The 16,999-nt window shown below is 36.5% G+C and carries 24 protein-coding genes and 1 tRNA gene; 7 read left to right on the forward strand and 18 right to left on the reverse strand.

Features of this window, described 5'->3' with window-relative positions; all coding sequences use genetic code 11:
* Positions 1 to 34: 34 nt before the first annotated feature.
* From ABD909_RS01250 to ABD909_RS01305, 12 genes are all read right to left on the reverse strand, one after another.
* Positions 35 to 1,096: a tyrosine-type recombinase/integrase gene (locus tag ABD909_RS01250; RefSeq protein WP_345096150.1), complete on the reverse strand. Its 1,062-nt coding sequence runs from the start codon at positions 1,094 to 1,096 to the stop codon at positions 35 to 37.
* Positions 1,097 to 1,245: 149 nt separating this feature from the next.
* The gene (locus ABD909_RS01255) at positions 1,246 to 1,725 is read right to left on the reverse strand and encodes a hypothetical protein (RefSeq protein ID WP_345096151.1); all 480 of its coding nucleotides are present in this window, start codon (positions 1,723 to 1,725) and stop codon (positions 1,246 to 1,248) included.
* A gap of 15 nt (positions 1,726 to 1,740) precedes the next feature.
* The gene (gene ssb / locus ABD909_RS01260; protein WP_345096152.1) at positions 1,741 to 2,178 is read right to left on the reverse strand and encodes a single-stranded DNA-binding protein; all 438 of its coding nucleotides are present in this window, start codon (positions 2,176 to 2,178) and stop codon (positions 1,741 to 1,743) included.
* Positions 2,179 to 2,940: 762 nt separating this feature from the next.
* Positions 2,941 to 3,435, reverse strand: a complete 495-nt coding sequence (locus ABD909_RS01265) for a bactofilin family protein (RefSeq protein ID WP_345096153.1) — start codon at positions 3,433 to 3,435, stop codon at positions 2,941 to 2,943.
* Between the two features lie 84 nt (positions 3,436 to 3,519).
* Positions 3,520 to 4,254 carry a phage antirepressor KilAC domain-containing protein gene (locus tag ABD909_RS01270; RefSeq protein ID WP_345096154.1) on the reverse strand — a complete coding sequence of 245 codons (735 nt, stop codon included), beginning with the start codon at positions 4,252 to 4,254 and terminating at the stop codon, positions 3,520 to 3,522.
* 383 nt (positions 4,255 to 4,637) lie between these two features.
* Positions 4,638 to 4,937, reverse strand: a complete 300-nt coding sequence (locus ABD909_RS01275) for a hypothetical protein (protein WP_345096197.1) — start codon at positions 4,935 to 4,937, stop codon at positions 4,638 to 4,640.
* Positions 4,938 to 5,231: 294 nt separating this feature from the next.
* Positions 5,232 to 5,669 (reverse strand): hypothetical protein, encoded by a 438-nt coding sequence (locus ABD909_RS01280; protein WP_345096155.1) that lies wholly within the window; start codon positions 5,667 to 5,669, stop codon positions 5,232 to 5,234.
* 244 nt (positions 5,670 to 5,913) lie between these two features.
* Entirely contained in the window at positions 5,914 to 6,360 is a 447-nt protein-coding gene (locus ABD909_RS01285; RefSeq protein ID WP_345096156.1) for a hypothetical protein, read from the reverse strand.
* The gene (locus ABD909_RS01290; protein WP_345096157.1) at positions 6,302 to 7,402 is read right to left on the reverse strand and encodes a YdaU family protein; all 1,101 of its coding nucleotides are present in this window, start codon (positions 7,400 to 7,402) and stop codon (positions 6,302 to 6,304) included. Before ABD909_RS01290 ends, ABD909_RS01285 begins: the two co-directional genes overlap by 59 nt.
* Positions 7,395 to 7,742 (reverse strand): DUF1376 domain-containing protein, encoded by a 348-nt coding sequence (locus tag ABD909_RS01295; protein ID WP_345096158.1) that lies wholly within the window; start codon positions 7,740 to 7,742, stop codon positions 7,395 to 7,397. Before ABD909_RS01295 ends, ABD909_RS01290 begins: the two co-directional genes overlap by 8 nt.
* Entirely contained in the window at positions 7,732 to 8,097 is a 366-nt protein-coding gene (locus tag ABD909_RS01300) for a DUF1376 domain-containing protein (protein WP_345096198.1), read from the reverse strand. The genes ABD909_RS01295 and ABD909_RS01300 overlap by 11 nt, the downstream gene beginning before the upstream one ends.
* Positions 8,087 to 8,563: a crossover junction endodeoxyribonuclease RuvC gene (locus ABD909_RS01305; RefSeq protein WP_345096159.1), complete on the reverse strand. Its 477-nt coding sequence runs from the start codon at positions 8,561 to 8,563 to the stop codon at positions 8,087 to 8,089. Before ABD909_RS01305 ends, ABD909_RS01300 begins: the two co-directional genes overlap by 11 nt.
* Positions 8,564 to 8,629: 66 nt before the next feature.
* Between ABD909_RS01305 and ABD909_RS01310 the strand changes: the two genes are divergently transcribed.
* The gene (locus ABD909_RS01310; protein WP_345096160.1) at positions 8,630 to 9,307 is read left to right on the forward strand and encodes a hypothetical protein; all 678 of its coding nucleotides are present in this window, start codon (positions 8,630 to 8,632) and stop codon (positions 9,305 to 9,307) included.
* On the opposite strand, the gene ABD909_RS01315 is transcribed toward ABD909_RS01310, so the two are convergent.
* Genes ABD909_RS01315 through ABD909_RS01325 form a run of 3 tightly spaced genes read right to left on the reverse strand, consistent with a single transcriptional unit; the run spans position 9,280 to position 11,051 of the window.
* Positions 9,280 to 9,648 (reverse strand): hypothetical protein, encoded by a 369-nt coding sequence (locus ABD909_RS01315; RefSeq protein WP_345096161.1) that lies wholly within the window; start codon positions 9,646 to 9,648, stop codon positions 9,280 to 9,282. The two genes, ABD909_RS01310 and ABD909_RS01315, sit on opposite strands and share 28 nt — an antisense overlap.
* Before the next feature lie 10 nt (positions 9,649 to 9,658).
* Positions 9,659 to 10,804 carry a hypothetical protein gene (locus ABD909_RS01320; protein WP_345096162.1) on the reverse strand — a complete coding sequence of 382 codons (1,146 nt, stop codon included), beginning with the start codon at positions 10,802 to 10,804 and terminating at the stop codon, positions 9,659 to 9,661.
* Positions 10,791 to 11,051 (reverse strand): helix-turn-helix domain-containing protein, encoded by a 261-nt coding sequence (locus tag ABD909_RS01325; protein WP_345096163.1) that lies wholly within the window; start codon positions 11,049 to 11,051, stop codon positions 10,791 to 10,793. Before ABD909_RS01325 ends, ABD909_RS01320 begins: the two co-directional genes overlap by 14 nt.
* An 89-nt stretch (positions 11,052 to 11,140) precedes the next feature.
* On the opposite strand from ABD909_RS01325, the gene ABD909_RS01330 reads away from it, so the two are divergent.
* From ABD909_RS01330 to ABD909_RS01355, 6 genes are all read left to right on the forward strand, one after another.
* Complete coding sequence (locus tag ABD909_RS01330) at positions 11,141 to 11,494, forward strand: XRE family transcriptional regulator (protein WP_345096164.1); 354 nt, start codon at positions 11,141 to 11,143, stop codon at positions 11,492 to 11,494.
* A 282-nt stretch (positions 11,495 to 11,776) separates the two neighbouring features.
* Positions 11,777 to 12,142, forward strand: a complete 366-nt coding sequence (locus ABD909_RS01335; protein WP_345096166.1) for a hypothetical protein — start codon at positions 11,777 to 11,779, stop codon at positions 12,140 to 12,142.
* An 83-nt stretch (positions 12,143 to 12,225) separates the two neighbouring features.
* On the forward strand, positions 12,226 to 12,969 hold the full coding sequence (locus tag ABD909_RS01340; RefSeq protein ID WP_345096167.1) for an antA/AntB antirepressor family protein: 744 nt from the start codon (positions 12,226 to 12,228) through the stop codon (positions 12,967 to 12,969).
* A 13-nt stretch (positions 12,970 to 12,982) separates the two neighbouring features.
* Positions 12,983 to 13,810 carry a phage recombination protein Bet gene (gene bet / locus ABD909_RS01345; protein ID WP_345096168.1) on the forward strand — a complete coding sequence of 276 codons (828 nt, stop codon included), beginning with the start codon at positions 12,983 to 12,985 and terminating at the stop codon, positions 13,808 to 13,810.
* A gap of 1 nt (position 13,811) precedes the next feature.
* Positions 13,812 to 14,435 (forward strand): lambda exonuclease family protein, encoded by a 624-nt coding sequence (locus ABD909_RS01350; RefSeq protein ID WP_345096169.1) that lies wholly within the window; start codon positions 13,812 to 13,814, stop codon positions 14,433 to 14,435.
* 80 nt (positions 14,436 to 14,515) lie between these two features.
* The gene (locus tag ABD909_RS01355; RefSeq protein ID WP_345096171.1) at positions 14,516 to 14,791 is read left to right on the forward strand and encodes a helix-turn-helix transcriptional regulator; all 276 of its coding nucleotides are present in this window, start codon (positions 14,516 to 14,518) and stop codon (positions 14,789 to 14,791) included.
* Between the two features lie 9 nt (positions 14,792 to 14,800).
* On the opposite strand, the gene ABD909_RS01360 is transcribed toward ABD909_RS01355, so the two are convergent.
* The 3 genes from ABD909_RS01360 to folE form a co-directional block, all read right to left on the reverse strand.
* A complete protein-coding gene (locus tag ABD909_RS01360; protein WP_345096172.1) occupies positions 14,801 to 15,973 on the reverse strand; it encodes a tyrosine-type recombinase/integrase in 1,173 nt (390 codons plus the stop codon).
* Positions 15,974 to 16,134: 161 nt separating this feature from the next.
* Positions 16,135 to 16,219: transfer RNA gene (locus ABD909_RS01365), tRNA-Leu, on the reverse strand.
* 139 nt (positions 16,220 to 16,358) lie between these two features.
* On the reverse strand, positions 16,359 to 16,979 hold the full coding sequence (gene folE / locus ABD909_RS01370; RefSeq protein WP_345096173.1) for a GTP cyclohydrolase I FolE: 621 nt from the start codon (positions 16,977 to 16,979) through the stop codon (positions 16,359 to 16,361).
* Positions 16,980 to 16,999 lie beyond the last annotated feature (20 nt).

The raw sequence follows: 16,999 nt of genomic DNA on the forward strand, positions 1-16,999 counted from the left end.
TATCCACAGATCATGGGGTTATGCACCCCATATCTTAAGATTGACCAGTGACATAAGCCGCCCATTTATCCATATAAACACGACGCTGTTCTAAATAATCAGTACGACGATAGGCACGCTCTACTTTGCCGCCCACTGTATGACTTAAAATGGTTTCAGCGACCTCATAGGGGGCATCGGTTGTTTCAGCCAGCCAATCGCGTAAACTAGAACGAAATCCATGAGGGCAGGCATCAAGTTTATTGTCTCTCATATATTTTGCCATAGAACTCTCATTAAGGGGACCCCGACCTCTAGCAGAAAAGAAAAAATCATTGCGAGAAAGGAAGCGCGCTTGTTTCAAAATGTCTAATGCTTCTGATGATAAAGGCACACGAAATTCTTTTGTTGTATCAAGCTTTCCTTTCATATTCTCAGCAGGGATAGTCCATATATCCCCCTCAATTTGTTCTTTATGAATATGACGTAAAGGAAAAGTACGAACGCCTGTCAGAANGAGTTGTTTGCCTAAAAGAGCGCGTGCTTTTTCTACAGCTTGTAAATCAACATCCAATCCTAATGCAGCCGCGTGTTTGAGACAAAGATTGAGACGAATAAGAGCTCTATTAGCTGTTCCAGCTTTTGAATGCCAAATGGGAGCAAGAACATTGCGTATTTCTGTTTGTGTAATCTCTGAAACCGGCAGACAGCCTAATTTTGGTAAAATATGCAGTTTTAAAGGTGAAAGCCAATCTCCAGCCTTGCCATCATTTTTTAATTCAGCTTTACGACTTTCAAAAGCATCCAAGGCGATATCTTTTAAATAATGGAGATTGCTTATTGCTTCACGCTTTTGTTTATCGCGTTCTTTAATGGGATCACGACCTTCACGTAAAACAAAACGCCACCCATTTGCCAATTCGCGAGCTTGTTTTAAAGAAACATCTCTTAAAGCACCCAAGCCCATTTCACGACGCCGACCGTGAATGGTATAACGGTAAAGCCATTGAGCACCTCCATCTTTACGCTTATGAAGTAACAAGCCAGCACCATCATTATATTTGCCAGCCCCCAATGTTGCAACAGCCCTTGCATTAAGACGGTTCATAAGAGCCATTTTTATTCCTTTCTTATACAATTTTACCCACACATCAGCCCCGTTTTTGACATGCAAGCAAGTGATTTTGATTGATTCAACATACACAGATTTGAAATGAGAGAATCCTACGCTATTCGGGTCTTTAATTCAATATGAATAACGCTAAATTATCTATATAAATCAATACCTTGTACTTCTATAACGAGGTACTGTAGCGCAGCATAAATGTTGTATTGTCTATAGAGATGTTGTGCTTCTTTTATTGCATCTTGCATGTTTTCAAACTTCTCTGTTGCAAATTTTACCCATTTATCCCTTGCCTTCTCATCAGAAGATGACGGCATTTCGTCATAAATCGCATTAGGCAATCCTTTTGCACAAAGGTAATTATTTCTTATCTGTAGGTACTGTTGTGCAATATCATATTGCTCTTGTGTAAGTACACCCTGCAAGCAAAGCCGCCCTATATAAGTACCAGCAAGTGAATTTTTTGCGTCATGTAGGCTTAAATTAAAACGCTTTGCACGCATTTCTATAGCCAATTTATCGACAGCCTCACGAGGTACTTTTGCACGTAATATTCGTCCATTGGCTTCTCTTAACTGTCCTGTGATTTTAGGGCGTCCCATCTTTTTTTTTGTTTTCACAACACCGTCTTCTGTTTAAAAAGGAACATCATCATTTAAAGCGTTTGTAGACATATCAAGAGGTCTGTGAATGCTTGCATAAGCAAATGACGGCTCTTGATCATCATTATTTTTGCTGTCTAAAAACTGTAATTCGCCTTTGTACTTAGGTAAAATGACCTCTGTTACAAACCGATCAACACCGTTTTTATCTTGCCATTTACGGGTTTGTAATTGCCCCTCTATATAGATTTTGCTGCCTTTATTGAGATACTGAAGAGCTATTTTTGCAAGATGTTGATTAAACACCACAATGGAATGCCATTCTGTTTTGTCTATTCTCTTATTGCTTGCCTTGTCTGTATAGCTATCGGATGTTGCCATACGAAAATTGACCACCTCATAACCGGATGGCATTGTTTTACTTTCAGGATTGGTACCTAAGAAACCAATTAAAATCACTTTATTAAGCATTCGCTTGATATCCTTTTTATGGGAAAACAGCACGAGCAAAAAAAACAAATTTACAACTGATAATTAGTATAAACATTATGGGTTGTAATTGCAAACAAAATTTATTGTAACATACTGAATCTAAATGATGAATCATGTTTTTTATTTTAATTAATTTCTTGCATTTTTACACAAAATGTATAGTATAGATGCATTCGTCTTACTCGTAGGATAATGGAAAAACAGAAGCATTTATATAAAAGCCGTGTCATTAAAGGGCACGGTTTTTTATTGGCTATCATTTGTTTTTAAGAGATAAAAGCATTCAAAAGCAATATTATAATAACGTGACATAAAAAACCCTGCCATCCGAAGATAGGCAAGGTTCTCAACTTCTTAAATCTCTATTAAGATAGCCTAATCTGTTTTAAGATGCAAATAGAATTAAAATAAATTTGATTTTATACACACTTTGTATTACATTATTCGATACAGCTTACATTGCAAAACAATAAGATAAAAGCCGTGTCAAAATAAATTGGCACGGCTTTGTTTTATGATGTCTTAAAAGAATAAATCTAAAGAATGGTTAAAAACACAACACCACCATGACGTTGCAAATTAAGAATAACATAATCTTTTTTATGATACAATTTGCTAAAAACATACTTGCGTTTATACACAAAATATGTAATTTACTAACCAGTTTACAGTGATATCCTTGTTAATAATGGTTTTTAGTTTAGAAGCCGTGTCTTTAAAGGAGGTGGCTTTCTTTTAATTCTATCTTTTAGAATACGACGCAGCTGCTTTAATCAATTCATCTACAGTCCTTACCCTATCTCCAAAAGACATTAAACCTGTAGAAATCTCTTTTCTTCCTGTAACCCATGCCCCCGAAAAAAGTTGCGTATCTCCAAAAATACGTGCCCTGCCACCAATAATTGCACTCCCATAAGCACGTACATTGCCATGAACCTTTGCAAATCCATTAACATACACCTCATCACAAATTATTGCATTTTCAAAAACCTTTGCATGCCCCCAAACAATAGCAGCATTATAAACCTTTGCATCGTCCCCAACCCAGCAACTCCCCACATGAGATAGGTTACCTTCATGTTCAATAAAGCCCCCTAGATCACCTTTTTTAACACTTCCAAAATTTCTTAAAGCTTTAATGCGATAAAGTGTTTTAACTCTGCCATAGAAATGGTCTTTAACTTCTGTAGTTTCATCAGTAAGTTCATATTTTTTGGATACATTTTTAGCGGTCATAGGTAGCTCCTAATCTAATATTCGATTAATTTGTAAATGAAATGAGATGTTTTAAAGAGGCGCCCCCGCACCACCGCTTTTTAATTATTGCATATTCCCATAAAGTTGCTCTCTTAAAAGAGCCAATCCTTTTGTTGTTATCTTTGTTGAGGGTACTGTCTTTTCTGTACCATCATTTTTTTGAATAGTGATGGTCGTGCAATCCATAAGACCTTTTTGTATTTTATCTTGATATGGTAATAACGGACCGCTTGGTACTCTTTTGTAAACCCAACCATATCTTCTTAGGTAATCTGATAAATCCTTAGGTCTTACTTCTAATATTTTCGCAGCATCTATAATACCAAACAAGCCATCCGAGCGCGTTAGACCATCAAGAGCTATTGCTTTTGGTTTTAATTCTGCAATGACATGATCTTTTTGCTCGATTTGCCCTTGTAAGTAATTCAAAAAGCCAATCATAGCTTGTGGACTTGAATAGTCGATTTGTTGTGGTGTTACTGCCTGCTTTGCACGCCGTTCGCATTCGATAAAATATTCTCTTGCTTCATGCCCTTTATCATTACGCTCTATCATTGAAAGGTGTTTTGCCATGTCTAAGGTAATATAGTATTCTTTTACTTTTCCACCCCGGTAAAAATTTACCGCAGTTATAAAATCTATATTTTCTCGAAAGTTACATTCTTTAATACGATTTTTAATCCAATTTCTAAACTCGGATTTTATTTCTAAAAATGCATGCAATTCACGTGCGTTCACTGTTTGAACTAATTCATCGTTAATTTCAGTTTGATTGATATCTATTAAATATTGCGACATAGTATTGTCTCCTGTGAAATTATCTTGTTTTCCATTGACACACAATAAAGAATGCCGGGTGCTGAAAAACACGGTTCACAGTCCGTTGTTACGCTTTTCCCTCGAAAGGGTATTGTATGGCATAACCACACCCGACAATCCCCTCTATATGCTATAAAGCACACTTGAGTCAAAACTTTACAATTTGCAGAGGCAATATTGATTATAAAACCCATCCCCTGTGAACTTTAAGTGTTTTTCAAGTACTTACTGATTCGTTTAACAAAGTGATTCTATTGTTGTCAATATGTATTTTACTATTTTTTAACTTTTTTTCGTTTTGATACTTACATCATTGAATCTAAAATTAAAAAGAAGGCGCCCCCGCCGCGCCTGCACCATTTTCACGCTGCCTCATTAATGCTGTGCACATTATCAAAATCAGGTTTATAAGCTTTCAAAAGAGGTGCTATTGATTGAATTGGTTCTGAATGACCAAACTCTGTAATGATTGCTAAAATTTTTGTAAAATTAGGCATTTCGTTTTGTAATTTTAAAACCAAAACCTTTTCTAAATTTGCCATTAATTCCACTAAAGCATTGCTATATTCATCTTCAGTATAATCTGTGTTAACTTCTTTACACACAGCCATCCACAAATCACATAAGAAATCGGTAGTGATGTTAATTTCATTTTTTTCCATTTGAAATTCTTTCTTATCAAGAGTTGTTTTTGATTGACAGCCCATAAGGGCGCCGGGCGCTCAAAAACACGGTGATAAGTCCGCCGCTATACTTTTCCCTCGAAAGGGTATTGTATGGTATAGCTACACCCGACATAAATCGTTATATGCCAATGACAGCATAAAAGAAAGTCAGTATTTTAAGAAATGGGAGAAACCTTATCGTGGTTTATCCGCTCATCACAAGTGATTTTGAAGCACTTGTCAACCCTACTAAACCAGCTTCACTTTAAAGTCAATACGTATTTTTATTTTTTACTTTTTTTCATTTTGGTACTTACCTAATTGAATATCAAGCGCTTTTTCTAACTCTCTATCCATCTCATCACAAGACAATGGATAACCCCATTCACCATCATTCGTTATCTCACAAATCAACTGATCATCTTTTGTACGTTCTTTGATTTTCGCATTTACCTCATCTATCAACACTTCGTAACTCAATACACTTTTTGGTAACTTACCACCGTATATCCACGCTTTCACTTGCGCCTTCGTGCTGTAATCTACATTTGCAGGTATCTCATAATCTTGATATTGACCACCATCGAATTCCTCATACTCCCTCATACCATCATCATATTCGTAAAGATTGTAAAAACATTCTGCTACCCCTAATCCCCATGGTACATGACCAACAGCCGTTGCAATAAATTTCTTTTGCGGTCTTGATTTACGGTTTCTTAAGAACATCTGTTTTAATATCCCCTAATCTAAATCCATAACTTTATTCATGGGTTTATTTACCTCAAATTTGACCGTACAGTAGCGTTTTTAATTCCAGTATGGGGAAATATCATAAAAATATAAAATGCTTTGTACGGTGCCTTTTTATCGATTTAAACGCATATCTAATCTCAAAATGATCAGCACTTTTCACTACTTTGCTGTCTAATCAATGTGTTTTATTATTCCTTCCATCCCACTTAAAACCTCTTCAAGCCTTTGCTTTTGAACAAGTGTAAACGGTTTTGAATACTCTCTCTGATTGTTCTTTCAACTGCTTTTCGTGAGATCTCAAAACAGCCTTGCGTACAAGATTGGCTTTCGTCAAAAGGTCGTTTTCTAAATTACGACATAACCTTACAAGTTCACGCGTGCTCGGAAAAAACGTATCCGATAAACCATCTATCTCATCGCACAAAATCCGTTTAACCGTTGCCATCAGTGACCATGATGAAATATTTTCCAAAACCATTCCATAAGTTAACGCCATTCCCTCATGATCTGATTGTTGCGATATTTTCAAACCACATGATAGCATGCGAATAGCTTTTGCTATATCTTCTTTACTTGCTTTCACTGTAAATAGCTCTTGCAATTGATCACCAGCCTCTAAAGCAACCGCTTCCTGCTGTTTCGTTAATTGACTGCCATCTTTCAAAACCAATGGAAACCCCGGTGCTATCATCTCGTGAATGTGCTTCAAAGTACCCTCGATTTCCGATATCAAGGATGCTGTCTGCGATGCGTTCACCAATGCTTTTTTGCTTTTGAGTGTAATTTCCATAATTGCCACCTTGTTTATTGATTTCGTATTTTTTTGAATTTCTCACCCAGTTACGCCATGTTGCTTGCCAATCACGCTTGCTAGCGTCCTTACCTGCCTTGGCATTCCAATAATCTTGAAATTTTGCGATCTCGATTTTGATACGCTCCGGTGGCAAGCCCTCTGCAAGTGCAAAATCGTAATCGGGTTCAAAATCAGCAGGCAATCGACAACCTCGGTCGGTTTTAACCCGCTTGGCTTTCTTAGGAACGCTTTCTTGCTCGTGAATGGATGGTTGGTTTTTTGATGATCTTGCGATTTGTTCTGATTGGCTATCAACATCATCACACTCGATTGGCTCGTCAACCAAATCGGTTGTTTCTAAATTTTCAGAACCAATTTCTTTTTTTGATAAAACGATAGTTTTATTTTTTTTATATATATTCTTATTCTGGTTCTTTATAGCTTGATTTTGCTTATCGTTTGCTTCAGCAAAAAAAACGTTTTGCTTAATTTTTGCTTCAGCAAAATTATTATTTTGCTTAACGTTTTCTTCAGCAAAATTATCAACGTGTTGTTTTATATTACTTTTCGCTTGTGCGCCTTTTTTACCAGCTTCACTACGAACTTGCGATATGTAGTCTTTTTTATCAGCAAAATCTTTTAGCTCTTCTTCAACACGCGTATTCCACAACCCACCATCTATCTCAATAAGTTTATCATCCCTTATTAAATATTCGATAATAGTTGCAAATTTTTTCTTCGAACAATTGCAGGTGCGTGCAAGCGTTTCAAAATCTGTTTTAATTGGCGCTTTCTTATCGTACATGCGAACAAGAAGTGTTATATAAACACCCCGTTGTTCCAATGTCATCCCATCTGTACCACTTATCCAATCATACAAATGAAATCTTATCCACGGCATACCATTAGACATGCCTTACCTCCATTTCTTCATTATTATTGCAAGTGAAATTATCTAGCTCTTCATTAGAGTTATTAAGCTCTTCTTCAACTTTTAAACTCCACAAACGACCATCGTCTAAACGTATGATCTTCTCATCACGTAATAAAATGTCTAATGTCTTTTTTAAAATTCTTACTGAACAGCCAGCCCACCTTGCTAATTTGGGAGCATCTTCAATAATAGGGCGGCGTTCTTCATACATATATAAAACAAGAGTCATATAAAGACCCTTTTCCACTATGCTCATGCCACTAACATCAACAATCCATTGTGAAGAAAAAAGCCTCGTCCATGGCAATTTAGTTGACATGTATTGCCTCCTCTCTTTTCTTACTCCACCTTGCTAATGCTGCTTTCGAAGCGTTTTCGGAAGCTTTGCTAATCGTATAATCAAAGGCTAGTGACTTATGCCATAAGCCACCATTTTCTAAACGCGTAATATGACCCGTGTTGATTAAGCTCTCTAATGTCTTTTGAAACGCTCTTTTTGAACACCCACACCAACTCGATAAATAAGACGCATTATTCGTAAGTGGCGCTTTATTATCATTCATTAACAACACAAGTGTTGTGTAAACAGCTTTCTCTGTTGCTTTTAAACCCATAAGCTCTTTTAAAAACTTATCTGTACTAAACTTAACATACGCTACTTTATTAATGGACATCATTCGTGATCTCCCTTTCTTTAACTAAATGTAAAATTGCCAAAGCATCCGCTTCGTTATCATCACAAGGCGCGTGTCCTTTTGCACGCATCGCCTTTATAATCTCTTCTTTCGACGCATTCCCCTTGCCCGTCGTCACTTTCTTAATCGTACAAACCGGTATCCCCTCATACGCTATCTCATGATCTTCACACCACGCCGTTAACGTTGCTAATAAACCACCGTAAACATGCGCTGCATCGGTTCCAACATGACGCCTCACCTCCTCAAAATACACTGCGTCAATGTTACCTGCTGTCTGCTTTATTTCTGAAAGCCACCTTTTAAAGCGTAAATAACGCATCCCACCGCCTTCAAAACGGCGTGATTTAAAATCAACGGTGCCACTAAATATGTCACCACACCCACCACACATCGCCCACCCCGTTTTCGTCCCTAGATCAAAACAAAGAATCGTGTTAATCACCGCGCCGCTCCATACATAACGTGTTTTATAAGATTGTTTTTTTCCGAAAAGCGGATAGAGAAAAATATGGAAGATACGCCAACAACATATGAATATATTTCTTTAATCATTAGTACGTTCTCTCTAGTTTTTGTTTTGTATAAAAGCTACAAAGAACAGAAAGAAAAATGTTTAGGACAAAAGTTGCAAAACTGTAGTGTACGTACAGTTTTTGAACGTCTGTCTCCAAAGTATCCTAGTGACCTTGAAGTTGAACTGGAATTAGCCATTTACAATCCTACAAACCAAATAATCAAAATAAATCACATCAAAATACCTAAAAAACACCCATTTATATTTACTGAAGCACTCTACCCAGATCCTACCGAAGGTATCTCAGATACTGAAAAACGTAAAAATGCAACGAAAATCGCTTTAAAAAGCGGCAAGCTTATTGATTTAATAGACCCCAAATTAGATCCTAACCATTTGGGATTTTTTGATCTTTTTAGTATAAAAGCCAAAAGTAAATTGACTCTTTGGTTTACCATACACCCACAAGCACCATGTTTAAGAAAACCTATAACCATTGTAGTTGAACATACCTCATGTAATAATCCAGAAAAAACTCTTGAGACTACTTTTTGTCTTGGTTTTTTCCGTTGGACAGATGAACAGGACAAAGCTTGGGAATATAGGATATCTAAAGGAAAAGAACTTATGGATAGTTCTAATAATTACAACCATACTTTGAACTCCTTATAATATAAAAGTTTCTCCCATATTCTACGGTGCCAAGGTAGTGATTGCATGTATTGCTGTGGTGTTAACATAGACAATTTGTAAATCTTATGAGAAATACACTTAAAGTTTTCAACCTGATGATCACCCCTTATTGTTGCACCCCCAAAAACCACCCCTAAAACACTGATCCAGCAATTTCCTTCATGGCTAAGATTTTCTTCACTCTCTACCCAACCGCCTAGATCACCGGCTTTAACGTCTCCAAAATCTTTTAAGGCGCGTATGCGGTATACCTTGCAAGGACCAAGATCAACTACGTCATCTGTGAGTTCATATTTTTTTTTAACTTTCATATCTTTCATCCCTCTCTCCTCACTTACTTTTCTTCTGAGAAGAGTCATTTTTATTATCAGAAGAAGCTTCTGCACTGTTAATTAACGTACCACCACCAACATTGTTTGTATCTACACGTGCATTACCGCAAACTGTTGCAGTATCGTAAATCTTTGCAGTGCCATAAATTAATGCCTCGTCATAAACTTGTGCTTTGCCATGAACTTGTGCATTATGAGTAACGGTAGCATATCCGTAAACACGGGCTTCTTCATAAATCTGTGATGAACCCCAAATCTCCGCATTTTCATACACATGGGCATTACCATAAACCTTGGCATTTCCACCAATAACGACCTGTCCATAAGCCTGTGCTTTATCATACACTTGTGCATTCGAGTAAACTTGCGCATTATTAAAAACCATAGCCTCACCCCCAACCCAACAGTCACCCTCATGACTAAGGTTTCCCTCTTTCATTATCCAGCCCCCTAAATCGCCTTTCTTAATGGTTCCAAAGTCTTTTAATGCACGAATACGATGTAAAACATGCGTACAACCACCTTTCTTACCACTGTGGTTATATTCTTTGATTTCTCCAGTGAATTCGTATTTCTTAGTTGGATCAACTGCTACAATATTATCTCTATTATCTCTAAGTTTTATGATCTCTTGACGCTGTGTAAGTACAATTTCCTCATCGTCTTTAATCTTTTGTGTAAGTCTTTCAATTTCCTCATCACGTGATTGAACATCGGCTTTTAGAGCATCTATAATTCCATTCTTCCGTCTAAAGCTTTCATCATATTCATCTATCTTTTGCTTCAATCCTTTAATTGCATTCTCGCATTCTTTTATTATGATATCACGTTTCTTTATAGATTCATTATGTGTTTTAATGGTATTATTATAATCTTCAATTTCTCTATTACGTCCATTAATAATCTTATTTTTCTCTTCAATAACAGCATCGCGTTCCATAATTGCTCTATTTTGCTCTTTAATCGCAGCATCACGTTCATGCGTAAGTTCTAAAGTTTCTTTTAAAAATTCATTTTTTTTCTTTTTTGCCTCCTCTTTTAGATTTCTAACCTGATCGCGATAAGAGAAAGCAAACCGCAATATCCCTCCACTGATAAGCAATATTGCCACAACTACTATTGGTAAAATTTCATTTGAACTCATTTTGATCTTCCTCAAGGTTGCAAACTGTCACATGCGTTATGAACCTGGAATTTTTTGTAAATTTTGTTGTTGGGGATATGTGTTTATTCCATAAAGATTCTAAAAGATAAGAAACTGTTCCTCTTGAAGGAACACCATTTTTTTCCCAACGCCATACTGTTGATTTGTTAACGCCTAATAACGCCGCCATTTCGTCCTGCGTAAGATTAAGGTGTTTTCTTAGTTTTTTTGCTTCTATCTTATTCATGAATAAAAATATGCATTACGAGCACTTTAATGTCAAGTCGAAATGCATACCAATTTCATGCAATATGAGTATACATAGGAAGACAAAAAATGCTCAATAAAATAACAGATCAATCTTCTAGATTAATGAAAGCACGTTTAATACGTGGTTTCAAAAGCGCAAAAGCAGCAGCCACATATTTCGGATGGAACTATTCTAGTTATATACAACATGAACAAGGAATCCGAGGTATATCGCGTGCATCTAAAAAATACGCAACTGCATTTAGAGTTAGCGAAGGATGGCTACTAACTGGAGAAGGAGATGGACCTGCCCTTTCAGTTCCTGATTTTATACAAACGATTGATGAAAAAATCATTGATCTGCTACAAACAACAAGTCAACCAGATAAAGAATTAATTCTTCACCTTTTAAACCGTCTAAATTCTGAAGAAAATAAATAAAAGCTTTTTTTCTTTCATAACTAAAAGCAGAAACTAGCTGCATTATCCTATTATCTAGTTCCACAACTCATTTCCTTTCTCCTTTTTTCAAAAATATTAATTAATAAATTTTTTTCAGAGAACTTTTTATGTGCTCTTTAAAAAAAATATACTTTATGCATATTTTTTGATTGACTAATATGCATAATGCCTATATACACAGACACCATACCCCGAAAAAAAAATCCTATGTCAAGGCGTTTTTTTCAAAATGTATTTAAATATTTTGATATGGAGGCATTTATGAATAAACCTGTGTTTATAAATTCTGATGAAATTCTTTTAGTTATCTGTGAAAATGAAACGCAAAATCTCGCACAATCGGGTCCTTTCTACGAAGAAAAGGACATTATTGGCTTTATTGATGGAGCCGATAATGCACTGCAAATCTTTCGCATTGAACCTGAGAATAAAAGATGCATAGATATTTCTGAAGATATCGCAGAGTTCTATCTTAAAGAATGTGAAAAGCAGTGCTTTAACGGCGATATAGCTCACGACTTTGTTCTACATAGCTCCGCATACGGTTTTTTTTTAGATGATATCAAACGGCGTGAATATGAAGATGCAATGTATGGTACCTATGAAAAACAGAACCGTTATCCTTGAGATGTGCTTTAAAAACTATGAAGGGCGTTTTTAAAAGCGCCCCCTTCTCTTATCAATATTGGTAATTCGAAGAGATCATAAAAATGGATAATCCTATCACTATTACAAATAACACCATTAACGAAGAAAGCGTTCAAACAGTCAACGCACGTGAATTGCATGCCTTTTTAGAAGTAGGTAAACATTTCTCTACTTGGATTAATGACCGCATCAACAAATATAATTTAGTAGAAAATCAAGACTTTGTTTGCTCCCCGATTTTGGGGAGCAAAGGCAGGGGGGGGCACAATCGTAAAGACTATCATTTGACTCTAAGTGTAGCCAAAGAGCTCTCTATGTTAGAAAACAATCAAAAAGGTAGAGAAGCCCGTTTATATTTTATCGAATGTGAAAAGCGCGCAAAGCAAGTAGCAACCCCACAAATCGACTATTCAAGTCCAAAAGCTATGATTGGATTTTTGAATTACCTACAAAGTCAAATAGATCAACAAGATACTATCATTGAATATCTAAAACCAAAAGCAATGGCGCTTGAAAGCTTGCAACGCTCGGATGGCTTGTTTGGTATTATAGATGCTGCGAAAATATTAGAAGTAAGACCTAAGGATTTATCAGATTACCTAAGAAGATATGGTTGGGTTTACAAAAGAGTACCAAGCGGTCCGTTATTACCATATCAAGATAAAATACAAAAAGGTCTTATGGATTGTCCTACACACACCATTCAAACAACAGAAGGAACAGAAAAAGTCGTACCAGCTGCAAAAATTACTACAAAAGGCATGGGGGTGCTGTCTCAAGAACTTAAAAGACAAAACATGCATTAAAAGGACAACAATAATGACAAATTCGCCCTTAACTCTTATGGCTAATAAATATGGCTTTTCTCATGAGCAATTTCGAAAAACAATTATCAAAACATGTATCAGCCATAACTTCTCTGATGAAGAATTTGCTGCTTTTATCTCTGTGGCAAATACTTATGGTCTTAACCCTCTAACTAAAGAGATCTATGCACTTCCTAAAAGAGGTGGTGGCATTATCCCTGTGGTCTCTATCGATGGATGGATTAAGATCATTAAATCTAATCCTCAATTTGATGGCATGACATTTCAAGATCAACTCGATAAAGATGGTAATATCATTGCTATTAAATGTGCTATTCGTCTTAAAGATATTAAAGATCCCATCGAAGTCACTGAATATTTAAACGAATGCAAACAAAAAAGTGACACTTGGCAAAAATACCCTGCTCGTATGTTACGCCATAAAGCCACTATACAATGCGCTCGTTATGCTTTCGGGTTTTCTGGCATTTATGAAGAAGATGAGGCGGCGCGTATTAATGAGATAAATCAAAATACACAAGATCAAAGAGTTTCCCATGACACACTTATGCAAATCAAAGAGCTTATGAACATAACACAAACAGAAGAAGAAAGAGTTCTTGCTTATGCCAAAGTCAACAGACTTGAAGATCTCTCTGATAAGAAATCACTAGAGGTTTTGCATCTTTTGAAAAATAAACAAAACAAACAAATCGATAAAGCAGAACAATTTCTCCTACAGCAAGAACAAACAGACGCACCTATACAAGATGCCGAATATATTCATATTCAAGATATTGAATATGCTCCAATGCAACAAGAACAACAAATGGCGGTGTAAAATGGAACAGAGAACGGCAGAATGGTTTCAAGCACGTTTAGGTAAAGTCACCGCATCAAATATTTACAACGTTATTAGTAAAACAGCGAAGGGAACCCCTACCAGCAAATATGAGGACTACAAAATCAAAATCATTACAGAGCGCTTAACGGGTCAAACAAGTCCCTATTATGAAACAGAAGATATGAGATGGGGTATTGAAAATGAAGAAGATGCCTTGAGAGAATATGCATTCATTTATGATACTGAAGTCACAAAGTGCGGCTTTATCCAACACCCCACAATAAAAATGGCGGGGGCAAGCCCTGATGGTCTGATTGATGAAGATGGGTTAATCGAAATCAAATGCCCTAGATCAACTAATCATATGCGTTTCATTATCGATAATGAGATCAAACCAGAATATCATGCACAAATGCAGTTTCAAATGGCTTGTACGGGACGTAAATGGTGTGATTTTATCAGTTATGACCCACGTTTTACAGACGATTCATCTCTCTTTCGTATGAAAATTAAACGCATCCACCGTGATGAAAAGCAAATTGAACAAATCAATCAAGCGGTCATGACCTTTTTAGAGGAAATAGAAAGAGAGATACAAAGGATCTCAACAAAAGCCGCTTAATCCTATGGGGGGGCTCTATTAATTGCATGTCTCCTATGCACCCCCACCCTTTCATAATATAAAGAAAAAGGACCTCTCAAATGAAAGAAGAAAAATTATTAGAATCAATAGAAAAAATTAGTTTGTTTGAACAAGCATTATTGTCAATGCGCTTGCAAAGGCTCGTCAATATACAAGACCTATCGATTTATCTTGGAATGTCTATGACCTCTATTAGAGAGCTTGTAAAAGCTGGAGTTTTTCCTAAACCAATACAAGAAGGACGATACTTAAAATGGGATATCGTTGAAATCGACCACTATATTGAAAGCAAAAAAGCCGAAAGAGACTCTACAGAATTACCATCACTATCGTAATCGTAACAATCAACGCCCAGTCACAAAAGATGCCCATTGTTCTAAAAGAACACGGCGCTGTTCCAAAAAATCAGTCCTCATATAAGCTTTTGTGACTGAATTTCCTACTGAATGAGACAACGTAAATTCCGCAATTTCAAATGGTGTTGACGTTGTCTCTGCTATCCAATCACGAAGACTAGATCTGAAACCGTGGGGACGATAAGTAATCCCTCTATCTTTCATAAATTTAGAAAGTGTCATATCAGATATAGGCTGTCCAGAATTCCCAACAAACAAAAATCCATTTTTTTCGATTGCTTTTGCTTTTACAATAATAGCAAGCGCTTCATCTGTAAGCGGTACACGAAAATCAAAAACCTTTCCAACTATCCCTTTCATATTTTCTTTTGGAATCGTCCAGATTGATTGATTGATTTCCTCCAACCGTATATGCCGAATTGGCATTGAACGAACACCAGTTAAAATTAGAAGTTTTAAGGCTAAATTTGATACAATGTTATCGTTCAAAGATTGATAAAACTCTGGAACTTCTTTCCATGGCATAGCCGGAATATTTTGAACATTTTGAATAAATTTTCCCAATAAAGCTTTTGCTTTTGGGACCAATTGCATATCTACATTTATACCACGTGCCGCAGCATGTTTTATAGCAATATTTAAACGCGATAAAGCCTTGCTCGCTGTTTCGTTTTTTGTTTTCCAAATAGGTGATAAACACTCTTTTATATCAATCTGCGTCAATTCAGTGATTGCTATATCTCCAAGCTTTGGGAAAACATGCAATGTAAGAGGCGTTAACCACCTTGCGGCTGTTCCTTCATTTTTCAGTTCGCTTTTTTTCGCTTCAAAGGCGCTTAAAACAATCTCTCGTAAAGAAATACTGTCAATCGACCGCTGTAATTTTTCATTGTTCCTTTTACGAATCGGGTCAATACCTTGGTGCAAAAGATCACGGCAAGAGATAGCCTTAAGTCTTGCTTCTTTCAAAGATACAACGCTACAAGAGCCTAACCCCATCTCACGACGTTTTTTATTGAAATCGAATCGAAAAACCCAACGTCCTTGATTCTGTGCTGTTTTAATAAGCCATAGTCCAGCTCCATCTGCATATTTACCTTTAGGCAAATTTTTTACAGATAATGCTGTCAATCTATCACGTGTTCTTGTTTCCCTAGTCACTTTTTAAACCACCTTTTGAACCACCTTTTGAATTGCGCTTTCAGCGGATTCATCAGATATCAAAATCATATGTAAAAAACAATTAAGAAAAGAAAAACAATCACTTATAAATGAAATAAGATAAACAATGATACCATGTGATATTGTAAAGAATCTATAAATGGTGCGGTCGAGAAGACTCGAACTTCCACGGGTTGCCCCACAGCGACCTCAACGCTGCGCGTCTACCAATTCCGCCACGACCGCACGTGATAAAACAAAATATTTTAGTTTTTTGGCTTTAACAAATCACAAAGCAAGGTACAAGCCTATTTTCACTTTCTCATAATTTATTTTACCTAAACAATTTATCCCCCAACTTAAAATCATAAAAATATAAGTCCTACTATGACCTTTGAACCATCCTCATAAAGTTATCTTGCTCAGCTCGATCTTCTTCATAATAACCACGAAAACATGTTGTAATCGTTGTTGCCCCCTGTTTTTGGATTCCTCTCATAGCCATGCACATGTGTTCAGCCTCAATCAATACCCCAATACCACGAGGTTGCAAATGCACAGCCAATGCATCAGCTATTTGCGCTGTCATAGCCTCTTGAGTCTGTAAACGACGAGAAAAAATATCTACAACACGCGCAATTTTTGAAAGACCAATGACCTTTGTATCAGGAAGATATCCAATATGAGCTTTCCCCACTATTGGAATCATATGGTGCTCACAATGAGAATAAAAAAGAATATCTTTGATGATTATCGCTTCATGATATCCTGAAACTTCTTCAAAAAACGTGCCCAAAATTTTTTCAACAGATTCGTCATAACCAAGAAAAAGCTCGCGATATGCTTTAGCTACACGTTCTGGAGTATCTAAAAGCCCTTCTCGATTTGGATTTTCTCCCACCCATAAAAGCAATGTACGGATCGCTTTTTCCACCTCTTCAAAGCTTGGGCGCTTTTCTTTCGGTAAAAATGGATCTCCCCTACCTCCTTTAACAACATTATGCATTTAAAAACTCCAAGCTCACC

This window comes from Bartonella acomydis (assembly GCF_039543025.1).
Taxonomy (GTDB): Bacteria; Pseudomonadota; Alphaproteobacteria; order Rhizobiales; family Rhizobiaceae; genus Bartonella; species Bartonella acomydis.